31 protein-coding genes are annotated in these 26848 nt (G+C 35.1%); 20 read left to right on the forward strand and 11 right to left on the reverse strand.

What is annotated here, in order from left to right; all coding sequences use genetic code 11:
- Nucleotides 1–95: 95 nt before the first annotated feature.
- Complete coding sequence (gene rnc, locus HF196_RS02155) at nucleotides 96–803, reverse strand: ribonuclease III (RefSeq protein ID WP_168455620.1); 708 nt, start codon at nucleotides 801–803, stop codon at nucleotides 96–98.
- Between the two features lie 128 nt (nucleotides 804–931).
- The gene (uvrA, locus tag HF196_RS02160; RefSeq protein WP_168456262.1) at nucleotides 932–3739 is read right to left on the reverse strand and encodes an excinuclease ABC subunit UvrA; all 2808 of its coding nucleotides are present in this window, start codon (nucleotides 3737–3739) and stop codon (nucleotides 932–934) included.
- A gap of 637 nt (nucleotides 3740–4376) precedes the next feature.
- Here uvrA and HF196_RS02165 point away from each other — a divergent pair.
- From HF196_RS02165 to HF196_RS02175, 3 genes are read left to right on the forward strand one after another with little or no spacing between them, the layout of a single operon-like run.
- Nucleotides 4377–4535 carry a hypothetical protein gene (locus HF196_RS02165; protein WP_168455621.1) on the forward strand — a complete coding sequence of 53 codons (159 nt, stop codon included), beginning with the start codon at nucleotides 4377–4379 and terminating at the stop codon, nucleotides 4533–4535.
- Nucleotides 4535–4684, forward strand: a complete 150-nt coding sequence (locus tag HF196_RS02170; RefSeq protein WP_168455622.1) for a hypothetical protein — start codon at nucleotides 4535–4537, stop codon at nucleotides 4682–4684. Before HF196_RS02165 ends, HF196_RS02170 begins: the two co-directional genes overlap by 1 nt.
- The gene (locus HF196_RS02175; RefSeq protein WP_168455623.1) at nucleotides 4621–4818 is read left to right on the forward strand and encodes a hypothetical protein; all 198 of its coding nucleotides are present in this window, start codon (nucleotides 4621–4623) and stop codon (nucleotides 4816–4818) included. Before HF196_RS02170 ends, HF196_RS02175 begins: the two co-directional genes overlap by 64 nt.
- Here the strand turns inward: HF196_RS02175 and HF196_RS02180 are convergent.
- Both HF196_RS02180 and recG read right to left on the reverse strand, forming a co-directional pair.
- Nucleotides 4774–5043, reverse strand: a complete 270-nt coding sequence (locus HF196_RS02180) for a hypothetical protein (protein ID WP_168455624.1) — start codon at nucleotides 5041–5043, stop codon at nucleotides 4774–4776. The two genes, HF196_RS02175 and HF196_RS02180, sit on opposite strands and share 45 nt — an antisense overlap.
- A 17-nt stretch (nucleotides 5044–5060) precedes the next feature.
- On the reverse strand, nucleotides 5061–7109 hold the full coding sequence (recG, locus tag HF196_RS02185; RefSeq protein ID WP_168456263.1) for an ATP-dependent DNA helicase RecG: 2049 nt from the start codon (nucleotides 7107–7109) through the stop codon (nucleotides 5061–5063).
- Between the two features lie 161 nt (nucleotides 7110–7270).
- Here recG and HF196_RS05795 point away from each other — a divergent pair, with 161 nt between their 5' ends.
- Entirely contained in the window at nucleotides 7271–8230 is a 960-nt protein-coding gene (locus HF196_RS05795; protein WP_246198598.1) for a hypothetical protein, read from the forward strand.
- Here HF196_RS05795 and miaA read toward each other — a convergent pair.
- Nucleotides 8227–9120, reverse strand: coding sequence for a tRNA (adenosine(37)-N6)-dimethylallyltransferase MiaA (gene miaA / locus HF196_RS02195; RefSeq protein WP_168455625.1), 894 nt, complete (start codon nucleotides 9118–9120; stop codon nucleotides 8227–8229). The two genes, HF196_RS05795 and miaA, sit on opposite strands and share 4 nt — an antisense overlap.
- Nucleotides 9121–9195: 75 nt before the next feature.
- Between miaA and HF196_RS02200 the strand changes: the two genes are divergently transcribed.
- The 4 genes from HF196_RS02200 (at nucleotide 9196) to HF196_RS02215 (ending at nucleotide 11639) form a co-directional block, all read left to right on the forward strand.
- Nucleotides 9196–9666, forward strand: coding sequence for a hypothetical protein (locus tag HF196_RS02200; protein ID WP_168455626.1), 471 nt, complete (start codon nucleotides 9196–9198; stop codon nucleotides 9664–9666).
- Between the two features lie 182 nt (nucleotides 9667–9848).
- Nucleotides 9849–11048, forward strand: coding sequence for a 5-aminolevulinate synthase (gene hemA, locus HF196_RS02205; RefSeq protein ID WP_168455627.1), 1200 nt, complete (start codon nucleotides 9849–9851; stop codon nucleotides 11046–11048).
- A gap of 122 nt (nucleotides 11049–11170) precedes the next feature.
- Nucleotides 11171–11320 carry a hypothetical protein gene (locus tag HF196_RS02210; protein WP_168455628.1) on the forward strand — a complete coding sequence of 50 codons (150 nt, stop codon included), beginning with the start codon at nucleotides 11171–11173 and terminating at the stop codon, nucleotides 11318–11320.
- A 49-nt stretch (nucleotides 11321–11369) separates the two neighbouring features.
- Nucleotides 11370–11639: a hypothetical protein gene (locus HF196_RS02215; RefSeq protein WP_168455629.1), complete on the forward strand. Its 270-nt coding sequence runs from the start codon at nucleotides 11370–11372 to the stop codon at nucleotides 11637–11639.
- A 104-nt stretch (nucleotides 11640–11743) separates the two neighbouring features.
- Here the strand turns inward: HF196_RS02215 and HF196_RS02220 are convergent, their stop codons facing one another.
- From HF196_RS02220 to HF196_RS02235, 4 genes are all read right to left on the reverse strand, one after another.
- On the reverse strand, nucleotides 11744–12442 hold the full coding sequence (locus HF196_RS02220) for an inositol monophosphatase family protein (RefSeq protein ID WP_168455630.1): 699 nt from the start codon (nucleotides 12440–12442) through the stop codon (nucleotides 11744–11746).
- 7 nt (nucleotides 12443–12449) lie between these two features.
- Nucleotides 12450–13016 (reverse strand): elongation factor P, encoded by a 567-nt coding sequence (gene efp, locus HF196_RS02225; RefSeq protein ID WP_168455631.1) that lies wholly within the window; start codon nucleotides 13014–13016, stop codon nucleotides 12450–12452.
- Between the two features lie 63 nt (nucleotides 13017–13079).
- Nucleotides 13080–13586, reverse strand: a complete 507-nt coding sequence (gene rimM / locus HF196_RS02230) for a ribosome maturation factor RimM (protein WP_168455632.1) — start codon at nucleotides 13584–13586, stop codon at nucleotides 13080–13082.
- Nucleotide 13587: 1 nt separating this feature from the next.
- On the reverse strand, nucleotides 13588–14769 hold the full coding sequence (locus HF196_RS02235) for an aspartate aminotransferase family protein (protein WP_168455633.1): 1182 nt from the start codon (nucleotides 14767–14769) through the stop codon (nucleotides 13588–13590).
- A gap of 64 nt (nucleotides 14770–14833) precedes the next feature.
- Between HF196_RS02235 and HF196_RS02240 the strand changes: the two genes are divergently transcribed.
- The 3 genes from HF196_RS02240 (at nucleotide 14834) to recF (ending at nucleotide 17881) form a co-directional block, all read left to right on the forward strand.
- The gene (locus tag HF196_RS02240; protein WP_168455634.1) at nucleotides 14834–16261 is read left to right on the forward strand and encodes a sensor histidine kinase; all 1428 of its coding nucleotides are present in this window, start codon (nucleotides 14834–14836) and stop codon (nucleotides 16259–16261) included.
- 62 nt (nucleotides 16262–16323) lie between these two features.
- Nucleotides 16324–16791, forward strand: a complete 468-nt coding sequence (gene bcp, locus HF196_RS02245; RefSeq protein ID WP_168455635.1) for a thioredoxin-dependent thiol peroxidase — start codon at nucleotides 16324–16326, stop codon at nucleotides 16789–16791.
- Nucleotides 16792–16810: 19 nt separating this feature from the next.
- Nucleotides 16811–17881 (forward strand): DNA replication/repair protein RecF, encoded by a 1071-nt coding sequence (gene recF, locus HF196_RS02250; protein WP_168455636.1) that lies wholly within the window; start codon nucleotides 16811–16813, stop codon nucleotides 17879–17881.
- 53 nt (nucleotides 17882–17934) lie between these two features.
- Here the strand turns inward: recF and mutL are convergent, their stop codons facing one another.
- A complete protein-coding gene (gene mutL, locus HF196_RS02255) occupies nucleotides 17935–19797 on the reverse strand; it encodes a DNA mismatch repair endonuclease MutL (RefSeq protein WP_168455637.1) in 1863 nt (620 codons plus the stop codon).
- A 7-nt stretch (nucleotides 19798–19804) separates the two neighbouring features.
- On the reverse strand, nucleotides 19805–20305 hold the full coding sequence (gene purE, locus HF196_RS02260) for a 5-(carboxyamino)imidazole ribonucleotide mutase (RefSeq protein ID WP_168455638.1): 501 nt from the start codon (nucleotides 20303–20305) through the stop codon (nucleotides 19805–19807).
- Nucleotides 20306–20690: 385 nt separating this feature from the next.
- Between purE and HF196_RS02265 the strand changes: the two genes are divergently transcribed.
- The 9 genes from HF196_RS02265 (at nucleotide 20691) to HF196_RS02305 (ending at nucleotide 26834) form a co-directional block, all read left to right on the forward strand.
- Nucleotides 20691–21002 (forward strand): helix-turn-helix domain-containing protein, encoded by a 312-nt coding sequence (locus HF196_RS02265; protein ID WP_168455639.1) that lies wholly within the window; start codon nucleotides 20691–20693, stop codon nucleotides 21000–21002.
- Nucleotides 21003–21050: 48 nt separating this feature from the next.
- Nucleotides 21051–21482, forward strand: coding sequence for a DNA-directed RNA polymerase subunit omega (rpoZ, locus tag HF196_RS02270; protein WP_168455640.1), 432 nt, complete (start codon nucleotides 21051–21053; stop codon nucleotides 21480–21482).
- A gap of 82 nt (nucleotides 21483–21564) precedes the next feature.
- Nucleotides 21565–21765, forward strand: coding sequence for a monovalent cation/H+ antiporter complex subunit F (locus HF196_RS02275; protein WP_246198599.1), 201 nt, complete (start codon nucleotides 21565–21567; stop codon nucleotides 21763–21765).
- A gap of 6 nt (nucleotides 21766–21771) precedes the next feature.
- Nucleotides 21772–22059, forward strand: a complete 288-nt coding sequence (gene mnhG / locus HF196_RS02280) for a monovalent cation/H(+) antiporter subunit G (RefSeq protein ID WP_168455642.1) — start codon at nucleotides 21772–21774, stop codon at nucleotides 22057–22059.
- Nucleotide 22060: 1 nt separating this feature from the next.
- Nucleotides 22061–22582 carry a DUF4040 domain-containing protein gene (locus HF196_RS02285; protein ID WP_168455643.1) on the forward strand — a complete coding sequence of 174 codons (522 nt, stop codon included), beginning with the start codon at nucleotides 22061–22063 and terminating at the stop codon, nucleotides 22580–22582.
- Nucleotides 22575–22991, forward strand: a complete 417-nt coding sequence (locus tag HF196_RS02290) for a Na(+)/H(+) antiporter subunit B (RefSeq protein ID WP_168455644.1) — start codon at nucleotides 22575–22577, stop codon at nucleotides 22989–22991. Before HF196_RS02285 ends, HF196_RS02290 begins: the two co-directional genes overlap by 8 nt.
- On the forward strand, nucleotides 22991–23317 hold the full coding sequence (locus HF196_RS02295) for a cation:proton antiporter subunit C (RefSeq protein WP_168455645.1): 327 nt from the start codon (nucleotides 22991–22993) through the stop codon (nucleotides 23315–23317). Before HF196_RS02290 ends, HF196_RS02295 begins: the two co-directional genes overlap by 1 nt.
- A gap of 115 nt (nucleotides 23318–23432) precedes the next feature.
- Nucleotides 23433–25400, forward strand: a complete 1968-nt coding sequence (gene rpoD, locus HF196_RS02300; RefSeq protein WP_168456264.1) for an RNA polymerase sigma factor RpoD — start codon at nucleotides 23433–23435, stop codon at nucleotides 25398–25400.
- A gap of 966 nt (nucleotides 25401–26366) precedes the next feature.
- The gene (locus HF196_RS02305) at nucleotides 26367–26834 is read left to right on the forward strand and encodes a hypothetical protein (protein WP_246198600.1); all 468 of its coding nucleotides are present in this window, start codon (nucleotides 26367–26369) and stop codon (nucleotides 26832–26834) included.
- Nucleotides 26835–26848: the final 14 nt, after the last annotated feature.

Raw genomic sequence — 26848 nt, forward strand, 5'->3', positions numbered from 1 at the left:
GTCCATAAAACATTGTTATAGTGTTCATACCTTATTTTAACCAAAAACAACTCCTATTTCTTTTCTTGAGTTTCCTTGGAGCTTGAGTCGATTGTTTAAATAGGATTGTTCTTCTCACCGCTGTTGATTTTTTCTAGCATTAACTCAGCGGCCTTTTGTTCGGCAACCTTTTTACTAAAAGCGCGTGCAGAAACTTTGCCATGGTCCTCTATACAAACCGATATAGTAAATTCGGGGCTATGTGCTGGTCCAGTCTGTTTTGCAAGCTCATATTCTGGTAAGGGTAGTTTATTTTTTTGTGTCCATTCTTGTAATGAGGTTTTAGGGTCTTGAGGAGGGATAAGCATATTGTTAGCTAGCTTCTCCCAATGTTGGGTAATAAATCTTTCAACGTTTTTAAATCCGCCATCAATATAAATTGCACCTATCAGTGCCTCAAGTGCGTTTTCTAAATTTTTTAGGTTACGTTTTCCTCCATTACAACGTTCACTATTATTCATGATAATAAAATCGCCCAATTTTATCTCTTTGGCAACATTAGCAATAGTGCTGCCACAAACCAAATCTGTTTTTCTCTTTGCTAGCGCCCCTTCTTTTTCTTCAGGAAATAGTTTAAACAGTATTGTAGACACAACCATATTTAAAATACTATCACCCAAAAACTCCAACCTTTCGTAATTTTCAATTTGATTTTTGCTATTCCTTTTATTTAAGCTTGGATGAGTTAATGCTTCTTCTAGTATGGCATCATTTTTAAATCTATAGTTGGTAATTTGAAATATTGCTTCGCTCAAATTTTTCATGGTTGTTGTTTTTAAAAAAGGAAGTATTTCCTTCTATATCTTTATACCAGAAAATTAGTTTTATTCTATTAAAATCAACTGATAAGGTCATAACAAAGCCTACCACCTCACACACTGCGGTATAACTTTTATACTGTTGAAAGGTATTGCTTGAGATATTTACCAGTAACACTTTGTGGTACGTTTATTATTTCTTCTGGAGTTCCTAAAGCAACTACTTTTCCACCTTTCACTCCACCCTCTGGACCAATGTCTATTATGTGATCTGCTGTTTTTATAACGTGTAAATTGTGTTCGATAACTATAACAGTATTTCCAAGGTCAACTAATTTATGAAGTATCTTCAGTAAGTTATTTACATCTTCAAAATGTAATCCAGTTGTTGGCTCGTCAAGAATATACAGTATTCTCCCAGTAAATCGCTTTGATAGCTCTTTAGATAGCTTTATTCGTTGTGCTTCACCCCCAGACAACGTTGTTGATGACTGCCCGAGTTTTATATAGCCAAGTCCTACTTCTTGCAAAGAAACTAACTTTTCTTTTATCATTGGAAGGTTTTCGAAAAAATCGCAAGCTTGATCTATCGTCATATCAAGTACATCAGAGATTGATTTACCTTTGTAAGTAACCTCTAATGTTTCTCGGTTGTATCGTCGACCTTTACACTGTTCACACTTTACATAAACATCCGGTAAAAAATGCATTTCTATCTTTAAATCTCCATCTCCTTTACACGCTTCGCATCTTCCTCCCTTGGTATTGAATGAAAATCGGCCTATGTTGTAACCTCGTGCCTTCGACTCCGGGAGACCTGCAAACCAATTCCTTACATGAGTAAAAATGCCAACATATGTTGCTGGATTTGATGCAGGAGTCCTACCAATTGGTGACTGATCAACTTCTATAATTTTATCTATATACTCAAGACCTTCTATTTTGTCGCACTTGCCATACTTTACAGATGAAAGATTTATCTTGTGTGCCGAGTATTTATATAGTGTTTCTATAACTAAACTTGATTTCCCCCCCCCTGATATTCCGGTAACACAAATAAAATTCCCTATAGGAAATTCAACATTTATATTTTTTAAGTTGTTCTCACACGCATTAACTACCTTTATGAACTGAGTCGTTTGCTTTCTTCTTTTTGGAATGGAAATTTTTTTCTTTCCACTCAAATATTGCCCTGTTATGCTCTCAGGACTTTTCTGCACCTGATCTGGTGTTCCTTCTGCAACAATTTTTCCTCCATTTACACCAGCCCCAGGACCAATATCGATTACATAATCAGCAGCCATTATTGTGTCTTCGTCATGCTCAACGACAATTACAGTATTGCCCATATCCCTTAAGTTTTTAAGTGTAGCGATTAATCGGTCATTATCACATTGATGAAGGCCAATCGAGGGCTCATCAAGCACATACAGTACTCCTGTTAAGCCAGAACCTATTTGCGAAGCAAGTCTGATTCTCTGGCTTTCACCACCAGAAAGAGTGCTGGACTCGCGGTCAAGCGTCAGGTAATTCAACCCTACATTCTTTAAAAATGTTAGCCTCTTACTTATTTCGTTTAATATTCTAATTGAGATTTGTTTCTGTTGCTCTGTAAGCCTGCTTGGCAAATTCTCAAACCATTTAAGGGATTCATCGATGCTGAGCCTAGATATTTCACCTATATGTTTTTCGCCAATTTTGATTGTAAGTGCTTCTTTTTTCAGTCTATAGCCAGTACATTCCTTACAGTAATTAACAGAGCAATATTGCTCAATAAGTGTTTCATCATAATCCATCTGGCGTTCTAGGATACTAACCAAACCTTGAAATTTCACTTCTTGAGAGCCAAAAAGTATTATATCCTTCACTTTTTGCTCCATGCTCTGCCATGGAAGATCGAGACTAAATTTGCAATTTTCAGCTAGTGATAGGATTGCATTTTTTAAAGATCCATAATTTGTATGTACTGGACGAAACATTGATCCTACTGGCCTTAAAGCGCCTTCAGATATTGAAAGCGTTTCATCTGGTACTATCTGCTTTATATCAACACTTAGCTTCTTACCAAGCCCATTACATGATTCACATGCGCCATAAGGGCTATTGAAAGAAAAAAACCTTGGTTCGATTTCTTCAAGAGTGAAGCCGGACTCTGGACATGCAAAATTTTCTGAGAAAGTTAAAATTTGGCCGCTTTTGTATTCGGAACTACGATTGCCAGGTAAGCTCACTATTTCTGCATACATTAAGCCATGACCAAGTCTCAATGCTGACTCTATACTGCTTGGTAGTCGATTTCCAATATCGTCTGATATTGATATCCTGTCTGCGACTACAAAGATATCGTGCTTTTTGTTCTTATTGAGCTTAGGCAAATCATTTATCTCGTGTATTTTACCGTCTATTTTTAGTCTTACGTAACCTTGCTTTTTAATTTCCAATATTTCTTTGAGATGTTCTCCCTTTCTACCACGTACAATGGGAGCAAGAATATATATTTTAGTTTCTACAGGTAATGCCATTATAGCATCTACAATTTGAGAGACGGTTTGTTTCGCTATCGGCAATCCAGTTGTAGGTGAATAAGGAATTCCTATGCGTGCATATATCAAGCGTAAATAATCATAAATTTCAGTAACTGTACCAACTGTTGATCTTGGATTTCTTGAAATCGACTTTTGGTTGATCGATATTGCAGGAGAGAGGCCTATAATCGATTCAACATCTGGCTTATCCTGAATGTTGAGAAATTGACGTGCGTAAGCCGACAGGCTTTCAACATACCGACGCTGACCCTCTGCATAAATCGTGTCAAACGCCAGGCTGGATTTGCCGGAACCACTTAGCCCAGTTACAACAACTAGCTTATTTTTTGGTATATTAACATCTATACCTTGTAGATTATGTTCTTTTGCACCCTTAACTCTAATAAAATCGTCCATATATCGCGTATTTTTAATCATTATAGCTTCAAAATACGTGAATTTACAGTAACTTTCTACAAATTTTAACTATTACGGAAAATTATATAATATGGGTACCATTAAATCAGCTAGTCAGTATTCAGATTTTATAGAAACAGAACCAAGAAACCACTTGACAGTTTCAAAAAGTCTGCTTATCATGAGACTGAAGCTATTATTTATCTTCAGTCTGTGCAGATTAAATGAGAAAAAAACTTAGCATATTTGGCGTCTCATGTTTAATTTTTTGCACTATGTGCACCTTATGTCTTTTTAAAACTTCTGGTTTTTTACCTATACAAGCTGAAACGCGCTTATAAGTCGTTTAAGACATCAAAAACGCCAATATCATAAGATAGATAGTGAATAACTAGCTACTCGGGGTTTCTTTTGCTTTTTTTCTGCTTAGTGAGTTTCTTAAACGTTTATGGCTAAGGTTAAGTTGCATTAAAAAGCAGCTAAGTCGCACTTATTAAACGTTTAGGATAAAAAAACGCCAACATTTCGACACAAAAGTAAATAACTAGCTACCTCGGGGTTTCTTTTGCTTTTTTCTTCATTTGGTAAATTTCTTAAATATTTATTACTAAACTAGATCCCAGTATCAAGTACTGGGATGACAAAAAAAGGGCACTGGTATGACATACACAGCCCTGTCATTCCAGCGCGTAACGCTGAAATCCAGCCTTATTTTCATTTTTACGCAAAATCGAAAATAAGAGGTTTCTTATGTTTATCAAAGGGCGTCATTCCAGCGCTTGACGCTGGAATCTAGTGAAAAAAAAAGACTGGATCCCAGTGTCGGGGCACCGGGATGACATTATAGGTGGCTACTCGGATGACATCATTAGACTACTTGGATGCATCGTAGAGGCTACAGGGATGACATACACAGCCCTGTCATTCCAGTGTGTGACGCTGTAATCCAGCCTTATTTTCATTTTTATACAGAATCGAAAATAAGAAATTTCTTATGTTCATCGAAGGGTGTCATTCCAGTGCTTGACGTTTGTTCACTTTCTGACGGTGTCATTCCAGCGCTTGACGCTGGAATCTAGTGAAAAAAAAGACTGGATCCCAGTGTCGGGGCACTGGGATGACATCATTAGGCTACTAGGATGACATCGTTGGGTCATTCGGATTACATCTATAACCCTGTCATTCCAGCGCGTGACGCTGGAATCCAGTGAAAAAAAAGAATGGATCCCAGTATCTTGATACTGGGATGACAAGAAAGGGAGCGCTGGAATGATATAAAGAGAGAGGATTACTGGATTTTTCATATGGCTGTGTGAGAAGTTCACTGAAATTTTGAAAAGTGTAATCTACTTCTATATTCGAACATATCAAGCAGTAATTCAAAAGATTTGCCCTCTGCAATTGCACCTTTTGCATTATTATACGCAAGGTTGAGTAGCTCTCTATCTTTATATAAGTCAGCAAATTTAAACTCCATGCACCCTGATTGTTTTATGCCTAAGATATCTCCGCTGCCTCTCAGCATCATGTCCTTCTCAGCAATGTAAAATCCATCTTGTGACTCACACATGATCTTTAACTTTGAGGATGAGCTTTGACTCAGATTATCATATAATAATATGCAAAAAGACGGCTTGCTTCCTCGTCCTACTCTGCCTCTCAACTGATGTAATTGCGATAACCCAAATTGCTCTGCATTTTCTATAATCATAATGGTTGCATCTGGTACATCTATACCAACTTCTATCACAGTTGTTGCGACTAGGAGAGAAAATTCATTTCTTTTAAAAGAAAACATAGCTTGATCTTTCTGATCTTGAGTTAGTTTTCCGTGTATTATTCCAACTTTATCAAAAAATGTTTTTTGCAATTCCTGAAAGCGCATCTCTGCTGCAGCTATATTGAGCTCTTCGTTTTCTTCTATATACGGGCAAATCCAATATGCTTTTTCGCCTCTGCTTATAGCACCTTTCAGTTTTTCAATAATATCTGGTACTTTTTTAATGTTCATAATGACGGTTTTTATTGGCAACCTAGATTTTGGTTTTTCCCTTAAAACGGAGCATTCAACATCGCCATACATAGCTTGCTGCAAAGTCCTTGGGATAGGAGTGGCAGTAACGAAAAGTATGTCGGTATTTTCTCCCTTTCCTACCAAACGATTTCTCTGCATCACCCCAAACCGCTGTTGTTCGTCTATGACTGCAAGCCCTAAATTTTTAAATGTAACGTTAGCTTGAAACAGTGCATGAGTGCCAACCACTATATTTAAAATACCACTTGCAAGTTCGTTCATGATAGTCTTTCTTTCTTTGCGCGTAGTTTTACCAGTAAGCAGAGCAACTTTTATATCGGTGCAAGATAAAGCCTCTTCGATCCAATTATAATGTTGTTCCGCCAAGATAGTAGTTGGTGCCATTAGAGCTGCCTGCATGTTGTTTTCCACCACACTCAACATCACAAAAAGTGCAACCACGGTCTTGCCACTACCGACATCACCTTGTAGCAAGCTTACCATGCGGTATTTGGATTTTTGTCTCTCCGAGATCTCATCTATTGCACGAATTTGATCGTTTGTTAATTGGAACGACAATCCATTTAAAACTTGCTCCTTATATTTATTAGATATTGTAAATTCTCTTCTCTCTTTTCTTACGTGATTTTCTCTTGCAAGTTTTAGTGCTAGTTGATACGCAAACAATTCATCATAGGCAAGCCTTTTCCGACAAACTTCCGCTTCTGCCAATGACCTTGGTCTGTGCAGCTTTATAATGCTTTCTCTCCAACTCAGCCATTTTTTTTGCTCGATTAATGTACCATCTATCCACTCTGGCAAATCAGGCAATTCTTTTAGATTGGAATTTATTATGTTTTTAATACTCTTGTTAGTAATGCCGCGACATAATTGGTAAACCGGTTCTATGCGAGCTATCTCTTCAAATTGGTCGATGTTAAGCGATACGTAGTCTGGGTGAGTAATTTGCCAATATCCAGCAAATTTATCAAGTTTACCACTGATGATTACATGGGCTCCAATTGGAAATGACTTATATAAATATTTAACTGAGTAATTAAAAAAGACTATGAATATATACTGACTTTCGCCTTCAACGACTATTTTATATGGCCTACCCCTAAAAGTGGGGGGCTGATGTTCATGAACTTTTGCTGTGAAAGTTGTAAGTTCTCCAACTTGAGCATCAAGTAGCGATTTACTTCTATCAACATAACTGAGTGGCCTGTAAAACAGCAGGTCCATTACTCTATCTCCGCCACAAAGTTTAGGCAATATTGTGGAATGAAACTTAGGTATATTCTCCAGCTTGCCATTTAGAAAGGCCAGCACATCTGGTTGCTCGTTGAGACTCATACATGTGTAAAATTGTTTATCCATAATAGGGCTTTCTTAAAATTCTGTCATCTTATGGTCAAGCTATGCATTGTCATAGATTATGTTAACTATTTTTATTGACTTATTAACTATTTTTATGTATTATTATACTATTGATAGTTAATATCAAAACATTAATAATGAGTAGCTCTATATCAGAAGAAAAGGAAAATCCAGTAGTTACGCTAAAAGCTCAGGCAGAAAAGTTTGATTTTAGTATGTTAAGAGCTGATGAAAAGAATACATTAGCGAATTCTGGTGAGACAATGTTTCTAGATTTTTACAGAATGAATTTTGTTATTAACAGAGAAAGTGTAGATAGTACTTTAACTATTGCTTTAATAAAAGGAGCTAAGCAAAATGGGCTTGAAAAATCTTGGAATGAACATTGCGAAAACGAAAAAACTAATGATAAAAAAACTGGCCAATACAAAAAGAAATTTGAGGAATTTTACAATCTAGGTACAAAATATACTCATCTCTTACCAAAGGAAGACGCTGGAAATTATCGACCATTTGTAAAAGAAGTTTTTAAGGAAATATTTAAATATGCTGAAGCAGAGGTTCCAAGTGATTCTATCCTGGAAGAGCTAATTACCAATTGTAATCAAGCAGGATATGAAGCTGGTGTACATATGGAGTTTCAAGGTGCGCTCTGCCAACATTCATTCATAATAGAAAACCCTGAAAAAGTAATAAGTATTGACCGTATTAGCCAAAATAGTGTGAGTGTCAGGTCTGATATGGTATTACCAATATTCTTCCAAAAAAGTGACGGCAAATTCGGTGACAAGGTATGTGATCTATCTAGTTCGCTAGAGTTTACACTTGCATCTCAAGATGGAAAAGATGGTGTAACATATGAAGATGGTAAATTGTCGATCACTGTTCCTCGAAATTTGAGAGATTATAAAATTGATGGCAGAAGTTTATTTGATATTATCAAAGAATATTTCTACAAACTCTGCGAGAAGTTAGGATTTAAATTTGAAGTAGAAATAGCACATGATTTAGGCGACCCACTAGAAGTGAATAGCTGTGTGAAAGATCCTAATGTGGATCTTAGCAATAAACGTGGTACGCCTGGTGTTAATGATTAAAATATCTCAAATTCTATCAACTTGTTTGCACAGTCAATCACTTCAGAACTTGGAAATTGATTTTTAAACCAAGTGTATTGGCGCTTTGCGTAATGCCTCGTATTTGTTTGAGCAATTTGTATTGCCTCGTTCAAAGTAATTTCACCTTTTAAGTACTCTATAATTTCCGGTACTCCGTGTGCCTTCATAGCCGGCAAATGTGGAGCTAGTTTCATACTAAGTAGTTTTTTTACCTCGTCAATTGCTCCATTTTTAACCATTTTAATAAAACGAGAATTTATTTCTTGGTATACACTGTCACGCTCAGGGAGAATTGTATATATCTTAAAATTATTGAATAAAGGAGGCTGTCTATGTTTTTGCCATGTAAAGATTGACTTGCCGGTTTCAGTAATCACTTCAAGTGCTCTTGATAGGCGATGCGAATCATTCGTAAATATTTTTCCTTGAATTTTTGAGTCCTTGTCTAGCACTAATTTGTAGAACTCCTCTTTGCCTAAGTTCTTTCTTAGCTCACTTACATTTTGTCTCACTTCCTGACTTATTTGTGGAATCGATGATAAGCCTTTAATTAAACTGCTGATGTAAAGTCCACTTCCTCCAGTAATAATGGGTATTTGTGAATTTTTCAGCGCGTTATTGACTTCCTTCTCCAAATCTTTCAGCCACAAACCCGCAGAATAATTCTCTTTTACCGAGACGTAACCATATAGTCTGTAAAATCCTCCTTGTCTTAGTGGCTGAGCAGTAATTATGGGAATTTCTTTATACACCTGCTTTGAGTCACAGTTTATTATTCTAATATTCCTATATTTTTCTATCAGGTTATCGCATAATTCTGATTTACCTGAGGCCGTAATTCCTGTAATAATTACTATATTATCTCTCATTTATATTAATTTAATTAACATATGATAGGGTGTAGTAAAAATTTGGATTCTACAATCTAAAGTTTGGAGACTTTTATGACAGAGAACAACGATAATAACTCATTCACTAAGCGTTTCACAAACAGGACTCCTGGCGATACAGGAGGGGGTTTTTCCAGTAAGTATTCATCCCAAAACACCAAGGAGCGTGCGCTAGGGGAAAAAGGGAAAATTTCTGAACTAGCAAGTAAAAAAACTGAGTCTAAAGAACCTTTTTCCGAAAGTGGCGGCATAAAAAGCAAAAGTAAAACTGTGAATGAAAGGTCTTTTGCTGACGCAACAAGAAGAAGCAGGTCAGATCTCATATATCTAGTCCGTGGTAAAGATCGTGGAAGATCAGCGTGGCACTATGTATTAGTTGATAAAGACAAGAGAGAAATATTTCTTGCAAAAAGCAGAACTGGCTCTATGGATGTTGCAGATTATGGAGAGATTTTATATTCAGGGTGGGGAGAGGATCCACCACAAGAAATAGTTGATAAAATCAATGAAGAGTTTGGGCTATAGCAGCAAACCAGAATTCTTTGTAGGGCTTGTTTTTTGTAAGGTTATTCTTCTGTCAGTTTATTCTTGCCTGTTAGATCAAGTCTTGTCTTTTATAGGACCTATAACCACATCTTTATAATAAATATAGTAGTCTACTATTGAATAATTTATTATAATTTTATTAGTTATTAACAGATAAAAACTTGGTAGACTACGAAGAAATATTCTTAAAAAAAATCAAAGATATAAAGGAGGAAGGGCGCTATCGTGAATTCACGCACTTTGCATCTTTGCCTGGCAGGCTTCCCTACATTATGGATTATGAAAGAAATAGAGAAGTTATCGTCTGGTGCAGTAATAACTACTTAGGAATGTCGCAAAATGAGAGTGTCATTGCCGCTATTCAGAATTCATCTGTTGGTGCAGGAGGAACAAGAAATATATCTGGTACAACAAAAGAGGTTGTTGAACTTGAACAATCCCTGGCTTGTTTGCATAACAAGGAGGCTGCTTTAACTTTTGCTTGTGGCTACCTTGCCAACCAGACAACGCTGAGCACCTTATCATCTGTCATTCCTGATGTGGTAATTTTTTCAGATGAGAAAAACCATTCTTCGATGATAGAAGGCATAAAATCAGGAAAAAGACCTAAATATATATTCAGGCATAATGACATTGATCACTTAGAGCAGTTGTTACAGTCTGTCGGCAAAAAGACACCCAAAATAATAGCACTTGAATCCGTATATTCAATGGATGGCGATGTAGTGCCACTGAGAGAAATATGTGACTTAGCAGAAGAATATGATGCAATTACCTATTTGGATGAGGTGCATGCAGTTGGCATGTATGGTGCACGCGGTGGTGGAATTGCAGAAAGAGAAGGTCTAATGGATAGAGTAACCGTCATTCAAGGTACATTATCAAAGGCTTTTGGAGTGATGGGTGGATATATAGCATCCTCAAAGAGCTTGGTGGATGTAATAAGAAGTTCTGCTCCAGGATTTATTTTCACAACTGCCATGTCGCCTGTTTTAGCAGCAGCAGCAAAGGCAAGCGTTGAACATCTAAAATCAAGTAACGTTGAAAGGGAAAAACAAAAACAAGTTGTAGAAAAAGTAAAAAATTCGCTGAAAAATGCGGGAGTCAATTTCATTCCAACAACAACTCATATCATTCCAATAATAATTGGCGACCCAAAGTTATCCAAAAGGGCATCAAAATTGTTATTTGATGAACATGGAATATACGTTCAACATATAAATTATCCGACAGTTCCAAGAGGAACTGAACGTTTTCGTATCACTCCTACGCCTTATCATACCGATGAAATGATAGAGCACTTAACAGAGTCTCTTGTAAAAGTTTTCGAGGTATCTGTTCAGGCAATGGCGTCAACTTAAGAGCCTCAATCAGCAATCTTTCCTAAAGGTATGATGGCGTTTGGGCTACAGCTATAGGGAAAATACAATCCATTCTTTTTTTCACTAGATTCCAGTGTCAGCTACTTTAATGACACCCTTCGATGAACACAAGAAATTTCTTATTTTCGATTCTATATAAAAATGAAAATAAGGCTTATCTATTTGCGTGGATAAACACAAGAGGCTTCTTATTTTCGATTTTGCGTAGAAATGAAAATAAGCCTGGATTCCAGCGTCACGCGCTGGAATGACACCATTTGATGAAAATAAGAAACCTTTTATTTTCGATTCTATATAAAAATGAAAATAAGGCTTACCTTATTTTCGTGGATGAACATAAGAGAGCTCTTATTTTCGATTTTGCGTAAAAATGAAAATAAGGCTTATCTTAATGGTGATAGACTTCTTGCATTATGGTCACGAACATTGCAATCAGCAGGTGTAACAGATGGTATCTATACCTGTAGCCTCTACGATGTCATCCCAGTGCTACTGAATAATGTCATCCGAGTAGCTGGCACTGGGATCCATCTTTTTTTTACTGGATTTCAGCGTCACTCACTAAAATGATACCCTTTGTTGTAAATTCACTTTTATTCTATGGTTATCTTTTTATACTACCTTGTCTACCTTATTTTGCCACTCCGCTGAACAGATACTTTTCAAGAGCCTGTTTACCCCAGTTTAATATCGCCTGCGATGATTAATCCATTGTCTTCTACTAGCCTTCCACCGCTTTCTTGCAGAAGAAGCCTACCAAGCAGAACCTTATATTTGTTAACTTTAGAGTAAACTATACCACCGTATCTTCCTGCAGCAAGGTATGCAAAACCTAACATTGTCGAACCGAAAGAGCGCACGTTACTGTTGCCAGGTAGTAGTTTACCTAATAAGTTACCATTTACATCGATCAAACCCCTATCACAACTTTTCACTCGCATCTTTATATGACGAGATCTGGAGTCTTCAAGAAAAGCACCCTTCTTCTCTTCTGCCCAAAAAGTTTCTCTAAGAGCAGGAGCATCAATTACAGCCGCTACAACTTTGTTTTTATGAATTAGACAAACTGACACTGTGAAATGAACCATGCAACTGGAAAAATTATCCCTGCTTTCTATAGGCATAATGAACCAGGTATAATTGTCATCTTTGACTTCTTGATCGGCATCATCTTCAAAAATAAAACCATAGTCTTGTTTGTAGTCGCGCAAGCAATCGTATATAGCCTGCTTAGATTTTGAGTAAGTCTTATTGATAAAGTCAGCTGACTTAACATTGGAAATTTGTAATTCGTTAAAGTCGCGCATAAGTTGTTTAGAAGCACTGCGTACAGAATCAAGCATCACATTAATCCGAGGTGATGAAATAGACATCTTCCTTTTACTCTTTTACCCTTTCGTAATAGCTGTCATCGGGAGTGTGTACTACAATTTTATCTTCTTCTTTTATAAATTGAGGTACGTTAATGCGCATCCCATTTTCTAAAATTGCAGGTTTGTAAGAGGAAGTAACAGTTTGTCCTTTGATAACAGACTCTGTTTCTTTTACAGTCAGTGTAACATAATCAGGCACATGCACAGAGATTATCTTATCTTGGTAAGTTACTACTTTAACTTTCATATTATCCTGTAAATAAACCTTTTTTTCTCCTAATAAGTCCAAGTTTATAGTAATTTGCTCGTAATTACTCGGATGCATAAGATTCACAATATTTCCTTCAGTAAAGAGATAAACATATTCCTCTTCATCTAAAATAGCCCTTCTGACTGTTGCATCAGAGCGAAACCTTTCATAGTGTTTTGCTCCGGTTTTGATATTTTTCATTTCAGCTTGTATGTATGCACCACCTTTACCAGGTTGAGTATGCATAATACTCACAACCAGAAACAAACCACCATTGTGCTCCAACACTTGACCTGGCCTAATATCATTAGCTCTTTCTGCCATAATTACATTTTCAGTTTGATCTTAATAATTATAAGTAGCTTTTGTGTAAATTCAAAGCCTTTATTAATCAATAAACTCCGGCATATTGAGGATTATATATCTTTCCTTTGTGTTTACATGTGGAAATATCTCTTTGGTAAAAGACAACATAATGTTCTTTTTTATACTAATAACTGAAATTTCCAAGATGTCTCCTGAACCGAAATTACATATAGATTTTACATGGCCATATAATTCATTGTTCTCCAGCCTTACTTCCATACCTAAAAGGTCGCTTTGATAGAATTCATTTTCGTCATTTAATTTTGGTAGCCTGTCCTTTTTGATATATAAATTTCTACCTCTTAAGAGCTCTGCTTCGTTACGAGAATTTATTCCACTTATTGTAGCTATTACCAAATCATCACCTATGACAGACACCGAATCTATTTTATAACTTTCGTTGCCACTTATTAGCTTACCGTGCAAGGAGATATTCTCAGGCTTTTCAGTAAAAGTTTTTATTTTAACTGCTCCCTTAATTCCATGGGGAGCAGTAATTACCCCTAGGCATATCAGATTGTTGTTCATGCTAATACAAGTTGGGAGATTTTTCAGATAAATACTGCTCGAGAATCTTAATGCCTTTATCAATCTCTTTTTCAGTGATAATGAGCGGAGGCAAAATTCTTACAACGTTATCTGATGTTACTCCAACAGTAAGTAAACCACGATAACTTAACTCTTCCGCAAACTTTTGATTGTTCATTTTCACTTTTATTCCAAGCATCAACCCCTTTCCTCTTACTTCTTCTATCATTGAAAACCGACTTGCTAAGTCTTCTAATTTATTTTTTAAATACTTACCTCTAATTTCAACATTTTCTAAAAAGCCGTAGCTAAGCAATTCATCAAATACAGCATTGCCTACCGAAGTTGCAAGTGGATTACCCCCAAAAGTGGAACCATGCATGCCAACTGCCATATATTGGGCAGCTTTTTCAGTTGCAAGGCAGGCCCCCAGCGGAAAACCTCCTCCTATCCCTTTTGCAAGAGCACATATGTCAGGTTCCACTTCTATATGTTCGTATGCAAATAATTTTCCGGTTCTACCAGCACCACATTGTATACAATCAAAAAATAGTAATATGTCGTTTTCATCACACAGCTTCCTTAGCTCTTTCATAAAGGCTTCGTCCATTACTTTGATACCGCCTTGCCCTTGTATTGGTTCTACTAACACAACACCTATATCATTAGAAATTGTCTTCTTTACACTCTCAATATTGGGCTCTATGTTATCGCACCAATCAATGTAGGGATTCAGTAATTCAGAAAATTTCTGTCTATCGTTTGTAGCACAGGTTAAAAAGGTTCTCCCATGAAATGCACCATGAAATGTCAAAATTCTATAGCGATTTTTATTACCTTTTCCGTTTTGATAGGTCCTAGCAATTTTAAGTCCACACTCTACTGCCTCTGATCCAGAATTTGTAAAAAATACAGTATTAGCAAAACTGTTGTTTATTAACTTCTCTGCAAAGTTATTGGCAGCAGATATATTATAGGTATTTGTTATATGCCATAACCTTTCTCCTTGTGATTTGAGAGCGCTTATTAATTGCAAATTAGCGTGACCTAAACTACTAACAGCTATGCCAGAATGAAAATCTATGTAGCACTTGTTGTCAGTATCGTACAAGTAAATACCTTTACCATAAGAAAAATTTATATTAATAGGAGAATAAACTGGCAAGATAGGAGAAATTGTCATAAAAATATGGTATGCTAAATTTTAATTAATAACATAAAAGCCATTATTTCACAATGAGAAGGATATGTATAAACTAGGTAAATTAATACTTCCTGCACTAAAAAAGAATAAATATGTAAAAGTTACTACATTTTTCTCATCAATTTTTGTAGTTTTGTTTAGTGTAATATATTGTAATTACTCACTGAGGAATAATTTTCTTTCTTCTTACCGTGACTCAAGTATAGGCTTAAAAAGCATACTGGAAAATAGTATAATAAAAAGGTACCATTACTTGCTAATAGAAAGGCATCACATTAAATACAAAAACTTTGATTATATAAACCAGCTGATAAGGCTGCGTGCTGAATTATTGCAATCAGTTAGCAAAGTAAGGAACTTAAGTTTAATACTATATGATCAAAATAGCAGAATAATCTTCAGCCACTTTAACACTCAAGATCATGATTATGAACAGCTACTTACAAACGAAGAAATTGATAAACTACTAAATAACCAAGAGATATTTGATACTATAGGAAACAAATCAATTTCCATTTTTCCTATGTTTCATGAAAGTGACACTAAGCCGTCATTTTTTTTAAAGATTATTCAAAACCATAACAATACCTATGTCATGGTATATAGTCTATTTTTAACGTTCGTGGGCTTATTATTGGTAATCTTAATACTAATAATGCTTTATTTGCACTTTTCTAATACTCAAATACTAGCTAAGCAACATAAAACTAATATTGAGTTACAACAGATGAAAGAGGCATTAGAACAAGAAAATGCAAATAAGCTAAAATTTTTTGCAAGCGTTACACATGAGCTGCGTACACCTCTTAATGCCATCATTGGATTCGCAGAGTTAATCAAAAATGAAACTTTAGGTTCAATGGATCACTCTCAATATAAGGAATATGCAGATGATATATATAATGCAGGAACACATTTACTTGCTTTAATTAACGACGTGCTTGATTTTTCGAAAGCAGAAGCAAGCAGTCTAACAGTAGAAAAAGTGAAGTTTAACCTGAATAAAATAATAGATTCTTGCTTAAATATGCTATCGCCTAAATTAAAAGAAACAGGGATTAGTTTAAAGAAAGAGATGCCTGATAAACAATTGCTAGTTATTGCTGATCCCAAAAGAATGAAGCAGGTCATAATAAATTTATTGTCAAATTCAATCAAATTTACCCCCAAAGATGGCCTAATAAGAATGGTGATTAAAGAGAATATAGAAAAAAACTTATTGACTATTGAGTTCCATGACAATGGAATAGGAATAATGCAGCAAGACATATATAAAGTTATGTCTGTCTTTGGCCAAGCAGATTCAGGATACAGAAACGAAGGTACGGGCATCGGGTTACCACTCAGCAAAAAACTAGTAGAGCTAATGGGTGGAACTTTTGATATTAAAAGTGAAGCGAACCTTGGCACTACAATAACGTTAAACTTTTTCTATGAAGAGCAAACATGTGAAAACCTAATTGATTTTTAACTAGAGTTCTTGAAAGCTCTGGCTATAATATACTACTACAAGTGTCATTGACGGAGCAAGGTATGGAATTAGCAGTAGGAAATAATGCACCTGATTTTAGCTTACCAACAGATTCTGGTGAAAATTTATCACTGAGTGATTTTTTTGATAAGAAAAATGTAGTTCTTTATTTTTACCCTAAAGATGATACTCCAGGTTGTACGATGGAGGCAAAAGATTTTAGAGATAGAATAAATGACTTTTCTTCTCTTGATACAGCCATAATCGGTGTATCAAAAGATAGTATTAAATGCCATGCAAGCTTCAAAGCAAAATATTCCCTGCCGTTTTATTTAGTTTCTGATGAAAACGCTGAAGTGTTAGAAAAATATGGTGTTTGGGTAGAAAAGAGCATGTTTGGTAAAAAATATATGGGAATAGAACGTACTACCTTTCTAATAGATAAGAAAGGCAGAATAGCGCAGATCTGGAAAAATGTAAAAGTTAGCGGACATGCTGATGAGGTTTTAGAGGAAGTAAGAAGGATATAGGCAAATACTATTTAGATGAATGGTTACTCATTGCTACATAACAAAGTTGAGATTACACAACTTTCGTAACCATTCAAGTTTTGAACTAGACCTGAGTAACAATTCGGTTGTTATAACTGGCAAAAATGGTGTTGGCAAAACTAATATACTTGAAGCAATCTCGTTGCTTGCTAAAAGCAATGGGATGAAAAAAGCAAAAGCCAGTGAGATGCAAAATCAATTCAGTCATGAAGATTGGGCAGTGCATTACAAGTTTTTTAATGGAGTGGATTTTAATTCAGTTGGTATCGCAAGGAATTTTAATAAGAAATTGATACAAATTGATGGGAAAACACAATCAAGTTATTCATCTCTTTATAGAATATCCAATGTAATATGGCTAATTCCACAAATGGATTATATTCTTCTTAATTCTCCAAGCGATAGATTAAAACTTTTGGACCGTATAGTTTCGCTATTTGAGGAAAATTACACTTATTGCTACATGAAATATAGGAAAGCTAAACACGAACGAAGTAAACTACTCAGGGAAAACGTTTTGGATGAGAATTGGTTATCTAGCCTTGAGAATGTTATGTCTGTTAACGCAGTCAGCATATTACGTATGCGACTATCTGTTTTAAAAACACTGCAAGATACAATTGATAACCACTCCACTAAGTTTTTTCCAAAAGCAAGTTTAAGATTCAGCAGTCAGCTAACTTCAAACGATACTGCAGAATATTTTCAAAGCCGTCTAAAGGAAAATAGAGAAAGAGATTCACTTACAAGCAGAGTAACCTTCTGTGTAAATAACGACAAATTTCAGGTATTTTGTCAAAGGAGAGACATACCAGTAAATCTGTGTTCTACTGGAGAACAAAAGTTATTATTGCTTTCTATTATTTTATCTAGCGTAAAGGCAAGATGCATTCATTACAATAAAGCACCTCTTCTTTTGCTTGACGATATAATGTCTCATCTAGATAAGCATTACAGAAAGGTGTTAATAGAAGAGGTGTTAAGTATTCAATGTCAAACTTGGGTAACTGCTGTGGATCGCAATAATTTTGATAACTACATTAATTATTTTAAATTAATTGAATTATAGGCTCCTACGCAACAAACTTTTAGCAGCGCGTAACAAACACACTTGGCAACCTCTCACCTACGCTCAAACAATTTTTCTATATCACTTAGCTTCATTTCTATATAAGTCGGTCTTCCATGGTTGCATTGTCCAGAATACGGGGTTTCTTCCATTTGCCTAAGTAGCGTATTCATTTCCTCCAATTTCATTTTTCTGCCCGCTCTAATTGATCCATAACAGGCAATAGTGGCTAATATTTTATTTACTTTGTCTTCTATTGGGAGTGTATCTTCTATTTCTATCAATCTGTCGACCATACTCGTTAGCATCTCTTTCACATCTATTATACCTAAAATCGCTGGAATTTCCCTCACCGTTACTTTGTTTTCTGATTTGATTTCAATATCAAAGCCCATTTCAAAAAGTTTATCTTTGTAAGTTTCAACCATCTCTATTCCAGCTTGGTTTTTAATTTCAACTGTTTCAGGCAGCAGCAGTTTTTGTCTTTTTATACTTGATTTTTGTTTTAAGCACTCATAAACTAACCTCTCATGGGCTGCATGCTGATCGACTATAACCAATTTGCCTCTAGCCTCAGCAATGATATAAGTGTTGTAGACCTGACAGCGTGCAAACCCTAGAGGGTAGTTCCCTATCAAATCAACTTGCTCCAATACTTTCCTTTTTAGGGCCATAGTTTCTGCTTGTGGCAGGGGTTTTTGTATATCAGTATAATCAAATGGTTCTAACTGTTCTGATAAGCTTTTTACCTTTACATTCGGGGCAGTAAATTCCTTCATTAGCTGATTTTCTAAACGGCTTGGCCTTTTTTCATAAAATTCTTCTTGAACGTTAGATTTGCTAAAGGGATCTGGATTCTTTTTCATCCTAACGCCATAATCAGTCTGGGTTTGAGCATCATGCGCTGGAGTGACACAAAGATGGATTGCATCTATTCTTGCTGACAACGTTTTAATTAGCCCTCTTCTCACTATTTCATATATTACCCTCTTATTCTGAAACCTTACATCTGATTTATTCGGATGTACATTAACATCGACCTGATCATATGGTACCTCTAAATGCAGCACTGCAAAAGGATACCTATCGCTTGGAATCAAGTCGTGATATGCATACCGAATCGCACCAATCAGTAGATTATCTTTAATTGGCCTGCCATTCACAAACGTATAGATCATATCAGATTTACCTCGATTGACAGTTGGTTTGCAAATGTGTCCAATAAGTCTGATACCATTTTCCTCTTCATTAACCTCAAGAGAATCGTTTTGAAATTTCTTTTCTATTTCACATAGCCTATTAAATAATGAGGTTTGCTTGGTATATTTTAAGAGCTTTTTGTTACCCGACATTAGAGTAAATCCTATGTGATAGTTAATCATTGCTAGGTTATCTACAATATCAACAATGTTTTGAGTTTCTGCTCTTTCAGTTTTTAGAAACTTTAGTCTATTTGGAGTGGCAAAAAACAAATCACGTACTTCAATGTGTGTACCTTGTGATAAGGAATAAGGCATCAATTTCCCTATTTTTTCTCCACCTTCATACCTTATAGACCACGCTTCGTTTACTCCTCTGGCTCTCGACGATAACTTTATCCTACTTACTGCTGCTATTGACGGTAAAGCTTCCCCTCTAAAGCCAAGATGCTTGATTTCTATTAATTGACTGTCGCTCAATTTTGAAGTAGCATGACGCATAAACGCAAGTTCTAAATCATTCTTTTCTATTCCACTTCCATCATCTTTCACAGCAATAAGATTACGCCCACCGCTTTCTATTTTGATCTCTATTTCTGAACTTCCAGCATCTATTGCATTTTCTACTAACTCCTTTACTGCACTTGCTGGTCTTTCTATCACCTCTCCTGCCGCTATTCGGTTTATGGTTTGTGCATCTAAAAGAATTATTGCCATAAGTTCATCATGATGTTGGTTTTTCTTTCACTGCTTCGGTCTGTTTGTCTCTCCATTTTTTTAACCTACCTGCAATTTCACTGTTAGAAATTGACAATATAGATGCAGCGGCAATAGCAGCATTGCATGCTCCACCTTCTCCTATAGACATTGTTGCTACAGGAACGCCTTTTGGCATCTGGACTATAGATAACAGGCTATCCAGCCCATTTAACTCTTTACTACGCACAGGAATGCCAATAACAGGTAAATAAGTAAGTGACGCTACCATACCAGGTAAATGAGCTGCTCCCCCTGCACCAGCTATAATAATTTTAAAACCTTTTTCTTGTGCAGATTTAGCAAAATTGAATAGCCTGTCTGGCGTTCTATGTGCAGATATTATAAATATATCATGCGAAATCCCTAGTTCTTTTAACATATCAACAGCATGAGACATAGTGCTATAATCCGACTGACTTCCCATAATTACAGCAACATCTTTTTTCATTTCTACTACATTAAACATAATTTTATTTACTAACTAAATAATGTTTCAGTTAAAAAGCAACAAATATTTGAACTACATTATGAATATAGTGTATGGCATTCTCGTAAAATAGAAACTTCAAGTAAGCATCTGTATACAGAGACACAAACTTTTTTGCATAAAACAAAAAAGATTTCACTCAGAGTCTTGTAGTTATTGCTCGTTCTTGCTATGAATAATCTTTTTAGGTAAAATAACAGTTTAAGATAGATATAAATTTAATGAAGATATCAACAGGTGATAAATTCGAAGTCTTGTGTATTTACCATATAATTATTTAGCACAAATTATATGATATTAATACTTTGAGATATTAAATTTATGTTGTAATGTGTTTTACAGAGCTATTGATAGGTGAGTGTATATGGAAATAATATCGTTAAACAACAATTCATGCAGTTTAGAAGTAAAAAAGAAATTACTTAACATAATCAGTAAAGTCATAGAAAGAAACTCCTGGACTCAAGCTCATGCAGCTGAAAAGCTAGGTGTTGATCAACCGAAGATATCACAAATTAAGAATGGTAAAACAGATGGTTTCTCTTTAGAGCGATTGTTAGGCTTTCTCAAAAAATTTGGTTATGAAATAACAATTACAATCACAGAAAGTCGGGCAGTAAAATCTGAAGTAGAAAATGCAAAACATGAAGCTGGGTCTCAACAGATACACAGTTGACATTTTGTTTTGTTTGGTATAGTATAAAGTTTATTAAGGTAGTATTTTATGGCTGAATCTGTTATAGAAAGATGTACAGAGCAAGTGAGTAACCGTTTTAAATTAGCTCTATTAGCAAGTCAGAGGACACATGACCTAAACATAGGAGCAAGCAGTCCAGTTCAAGCAGCTAAGTTTAAAGGTCACAAAAATACTATTATTTCTTTATACGAAATAGCAGAAAAACAGGTGGATATTCATGAGTTGTTTAGTCTTCTGGTAGGTCGATGTAAAGAATATATGAAAGGAAGTATGAGTAATGTTTATAGCGGTGGTACAAGTAAGCTAGAAAAACTACTAAACTTTTCTGATGGCCACTTTAACATAGATTCTGATGCGGACCAAGAAAGCACTGATACTCAGGACAGCGAAGTAGAAAGTGAAATAGATGATCAAGATAGTGAAGAAATAGATGATGAAGAAGTAAATGATGAAGAATAAATTAAGTAGAGAACTACTAAGGCTGCGTAATTCATAAATGGTCCACGTTACTATCTGTGTACTGCTATTTTGCATAAGTGTAATGCTATATTGCATAGTGTCTAAGTCAAATAATGTTTACTACAAAGTGCTGGCGTTCAACAATTTTTCAACACAAGCAGTTTTGCTTATAGTAGCAATATCGATTATTTCAAACAATTTCTTTTCACTTGATATAGCGTTGCTGTACGCTAGCATTAGTTTTATATCGACCATAGCACTAATGAAATTAATGTCGCTTTGATAATTTATGATGGGATCTCTTTTCATATTCTTAGGTATCTGTTTAGTAATCGTTTCAACTGTGGGGGTAATTAGATTTCCCAGTTTTTACACTAAGTTGCACGCAACAGGCATTACAGACTCCAGCGGCGCAATATTATTGTTAATTGGCTTTGCTCTGCAAAATAATTTTTCAACTAATATTGTTAAAATTATATTATTGATTCTTATAATATGGATAGCTAACTCAACTAACAGTTATATTTTGGCTCGTACTTATTATAAAAGTAAGGAAAAGACTATTAAAGAGGATTAAGGTGTTAGGAATACTAAGTGAAGCATTACTTTTGCTGTTACTTGCGGTTACAGTTTTTATAGTCCTTTCAAAACACTTAGTTGTGAGTGGTGTTCTAATGTGCGCATTTAGCTCACTTATCGCACTCGTATACTTAACCATGAACGCACCTGATGTTGCAATCACTGAAGCTTCTGTTGGTGCAGGACTCAGTACAGTTTTTACATTTGCTGCACTCTCTCTGATCAAGAGCCATAAAGTAAATTTATCTCACAACTCTATAACACTTTTTTTTATGTTACTTTTAGCTATATGCTTATCATACTTTATGATTCAATTGCCGGATTTTGGCAGCCAAGATGCTCCAATTCACTTGCATGTTGCTCCTTACTACGTAGAAAATACTGAAAAAGTTGCTGGTATTCCTAATATAGTAACAGCTATTTTAGCAAGCTTTCGTGGTTATGATACGTTTGGAGAAACCCTAGTAGTTTTTACTGCTGCGCTTTGTATAACATTGATATTGAAAAAAGAAAATGATTAAAGACCCAGTATTAAATACAGTAACATTTTTGATGGTACCCTTTATCATCCTATTTGCTTTATATATACAATTTCACGGTGACTACACTCCAGGCGGAGGTTTCCAAGCAGGAATCATTATCGCTTCTGGAATAATATTGTATTCAATGTTATTTGGCATCACTACAACTTTAAAAGCTATACCTTATTCTGTGATTAAATTTACTAATATGCTAGGTATCTTAATTTATGGGGGAACAGGTATTGCAACAGTTTTGCTTGGCAAAAGTTTTTTATCTTATGATATATTATCAGCTGACAACGTTGCTGGTCAAAAACTGGGTATTTTTTTGGTGGAACTGGGCGTAGCATTTACTGTCTGTTCTTCTATGCTAATCATATACATAAGTTTTGCTCTTAGAAAAAAATAATGACTTTATATAACTATACAATTATTATTACATTAATGATACTAGGTCTGTACACTATCATAAATGACAAAAATCTAGTAAAAAAAATGATAGGGATAAGTATTTTTCAAGCATCTATTTTGTTGTTTTATATATCTTTAGGGTATGTAAGAGGCTCTTTGCCTCCTATACTAATGTCAAATTTTTACTTATATAGCAACCCCATATCGCATGTTTTAATGCTTACTGCCATAGTAGTTGGAATTGCAACATTTTCAGTTGGGTTGTCTATAGCAGTAAAAATAGAAGAAAAATATGGAACAATTGATCAAGACAAGTGTATGTGAGTTAATGGTATCTTAAACTATGTGAAGTAACAAATAGCCAAAAGCTAAACCATAGGCTTACTTGCTGTAAGCCTATTTACTAATAAGGGATAAAATTTTAATTACAAAGGTAATGATGTCAACTATTAATAACGCAGAAGATAAGAAAAAAATCATCAGAGATCTAGTAACCAAGAGTATAAGAAAGGGTGGTTTTATCACTTTTGATGATATAAATGACAAATTGTCAGATGAAAATTTCTCATCTGACTTTATAGATGATACGATATCTCTCTTGCAAGATTCAGGAATTAACGTACTTGAAAGTAGCGAAGATGAAGAAGAAGCTATTTCTAACAACGATGATAACAAGCTTGATGACGATGATGCATTGTCAAACGTTGCGACAGCTTTAATACAAAATGATGATCCGGTAAGAGTTTATCTACAAGATATGAGTTCTGTAAAACTCTTATCAAGAGCAGACGAAATCGAGATAGCAAAAAGAATTGAATCTGAAAAGCACAATATGCTACGTGCAATAGTTGAAACATCAGTAACATTAAAAATAATAAAAGCATGGCGCGATGATTTGAGCAGTGGAGCTCTCTTACTAAGAGAAATTATAGACCTAGATGCAATTTATCATTCCGATTTTAATGCAATACCTAAAGAAGATGTCGAAGAAAATATTGAAGATATTGAGGATTCTGAGGATATCTCTGAAAATGCTCAAGATAGTGACCACTGCGAAGATGATGAAACAGATGATAAGGACGATAACACGGATAATACAAAAGACGACGATAAGCAAAAGAGTAGTAATGAGGATATAAGCTCAACAAACTTAAATGTCTCTATTCTTGAAATGGAAAGTGATTTATTGCCTAAGGTCATAGTTGCACTAGATGAAATAATTACTTTAGCAAATGAGGCGTTGGCACTAAGAAAAAACTCCTCTAGCAAATTAGCATGTAAAGATTTATATGATCAGGTGTGGTCCATAGCGCTACAAGTCAAGCCAAGTGACGCTGCTGTTGCTAAAATCACACAAAAACTCTATAATATAAATAGATCTATCATGCTTGAAGAAGCCAATCTTATTTCCGAGGCTAAAAAACACGGTATCAACAGAGAAAGCTTCTACAAGGTTTACAACGATATACTCTTAAAGCATGGGTTAAAAGATGCAAACCTCAAAATTAATAAGAAACTGTCTTCTTTTACAGATGAACTAAAAAGTAAATTCGCAAGGTTTATAGATGATAATTTCGAGCACATCACTAACACCTTGAACAACATTAAACAATGCATACAGGAAGATGATGTGCAAGAATTTAAGGAATTAATTAAAAGGATACAAAAACACGAACGAGAAGTCTCTGAGGCGAAGCAAGAAATGATAAAAGCCAATTTAAGGCTAGTAGTTTCCATCGCTAAAAAATATTCAAACAGGGGTCTTGCTTTGCTTGATTTGATACAAGAAGGCAATATTGGTCTTATGAAGGCCGTGGATAAATTCGATTACAAACGCGGATACAAATTTTCAACTTATGGAACCTGGTGGGTTAGACAATCAATTACTAGAGCTATACCTGAGCAGTCTAAAGTAGTGAGAATACCAGTTCATATGGTAGAAATCATCAGTAAAATCAACAGGACACTCAGAAAGTTGACTCATGAAATGGAAAGAGAGCCTACATTAGAGGAGCTGAGCACAGAACTTGGAATGCCTCTAGAAAGAATACGCAAGGTTATGAAAATAGCAAGAGATCCTGTAAGCCTTGAAGCTCCAACGGGGAAAGATGATAGTAGCACTTTTGGTGATTGTATAGAAGATAAAAGAGTCTCAAAGCCAGAAGATGCTGCAATACTTGCCGATCTGCGTGGTATTACAACCAATGTTCTTGCCACTTTAACGCCAAAGGAAGAAAGAATTCTAAGAATGCGTTTTGGTCTTGGTAAAGACGGAAAGGAACACACTTTAGAAGAAGTAGGAAGAATCTTTAACGTAACACGTGAGAGAATTAGACAGATAGAAGCAAAAGCACTACGCAAATTAAAACATCCAAGTCGTGCTAGAAAACTCAGAGGGTTCTTTTGAGGAAATGCTTAACCGGTTACTATAATCATAACTAAATAAATGGAAGTTTTATTCACAAAATAGATCTAGAGACGTAAATATGGATGAGAAATTAAAAAGCACAGGAATATCAATAGCTTATTATTCTGTCATTCATAATAAAAACAGTCAATTGATACCTAAATAGTAGTAAAAAACTTTACTACTATTTACCAATTTAGTAAAATTCAAGAATTTCAGTAACTTGCTCATTCTAAATAGAATCAAATTCACGCAATATAACGACAAATTAACATTTTTAGTTTTGCTAAGGTTGTTCTAGACAGGATTTCAGTAAGTTATATATAATCTAATTCATAGTTGTTTTTTTCAGGATCTTAAATTTACACCATTGCCTGAACTCCCTAACTTTTCTGGGTAAAATTACTGCTGAATCGTTTATACTGAACCCCTACCATAATACTCTGTAACCATACGCCCAAGGAACAAACAGTAAAATTATTGTCACTTAAATTAACTCCTATGTGACGCATATTTTTTCCCTAATTTGCATATAGCAATATATCAGAGTAGAATATTGCCAGTTGGTCCAAACCCTACGAGGTCATCACATTTTGTAAGCCTCACGATGGCTTTCGGTGAAGCAATTAATCTTCTCAACGAGGTCTCTTTCTAATGAGAACAAGGAAGCCTATTCATTTTAGAAGCTGCTATAATACTTGATTTTTGCTACAATTAGTGCTATCATTTAAGCTACTGTTATTATTTAGTGTGGTATAAGTAATGGTTGATGTAGCTTCTATTGGTGTTAACACGGTTATTGATTGTAAATACAGAAGAAAAGTGCAATTGAGTTTATTGGGATTATTTCTCGTTGTATCAACAGCAACTGCTATCTAGTTTGCTTTTCCTGCATCACAGAGTGTACTAACACCATTCTTGCTTCCAGCCATATTTTTGCTCTTCACACTATCTGTGGGTTATTACATGTTTCTATTTGGCTGTGAGAAAAAATCTTTGGTAAACAATGTTCTTGGTATCACTGACCCTGCTGAGTCAGTCAAGAGAGTGAATTGCCAAAAAAAGATAGAAACCTTACTGGCAGAAGTAAGAGATACTACAAGAAAGAGATTTTGTAATGAGCTTGTTGACCTTTGTTTTGAAGACCGTAGCAAAGCACATAAACTTGCTTTATACATAAAAGAGATCGATGGTATTGTATCTTTAATAACAAATAAAGACCTTTTAAACCATTTTGATCAGTTTTTTACTATTACTGAAGTAAGCAATAAGAAAAATAGAGGTAACTTAATTAACCTAGCAAGAGCATATAAGGTAATATATGAGGAACATTCAGACAAAATACAGGATTTTTTAGCTACTCAAACAGAAAGTTATTCATATGAAGTGATGTTTCCAAAAATTAATACATTCTTGTCACAAATTAGCAAATAAGAGCAGGAAAAGGG

Origin of the sequence: Wolbachia endosymbiont of Ctenocephalides felis wCfeJ, assembly GCF_012277315.1 — a bacterium.
In the GTDB taxonomy this organism is placed as follows: Bacteria; Pseudomonadota; Alphaproteobacteria; order Rickettsiales; family Anaplasmataceae; genus Wolbachia.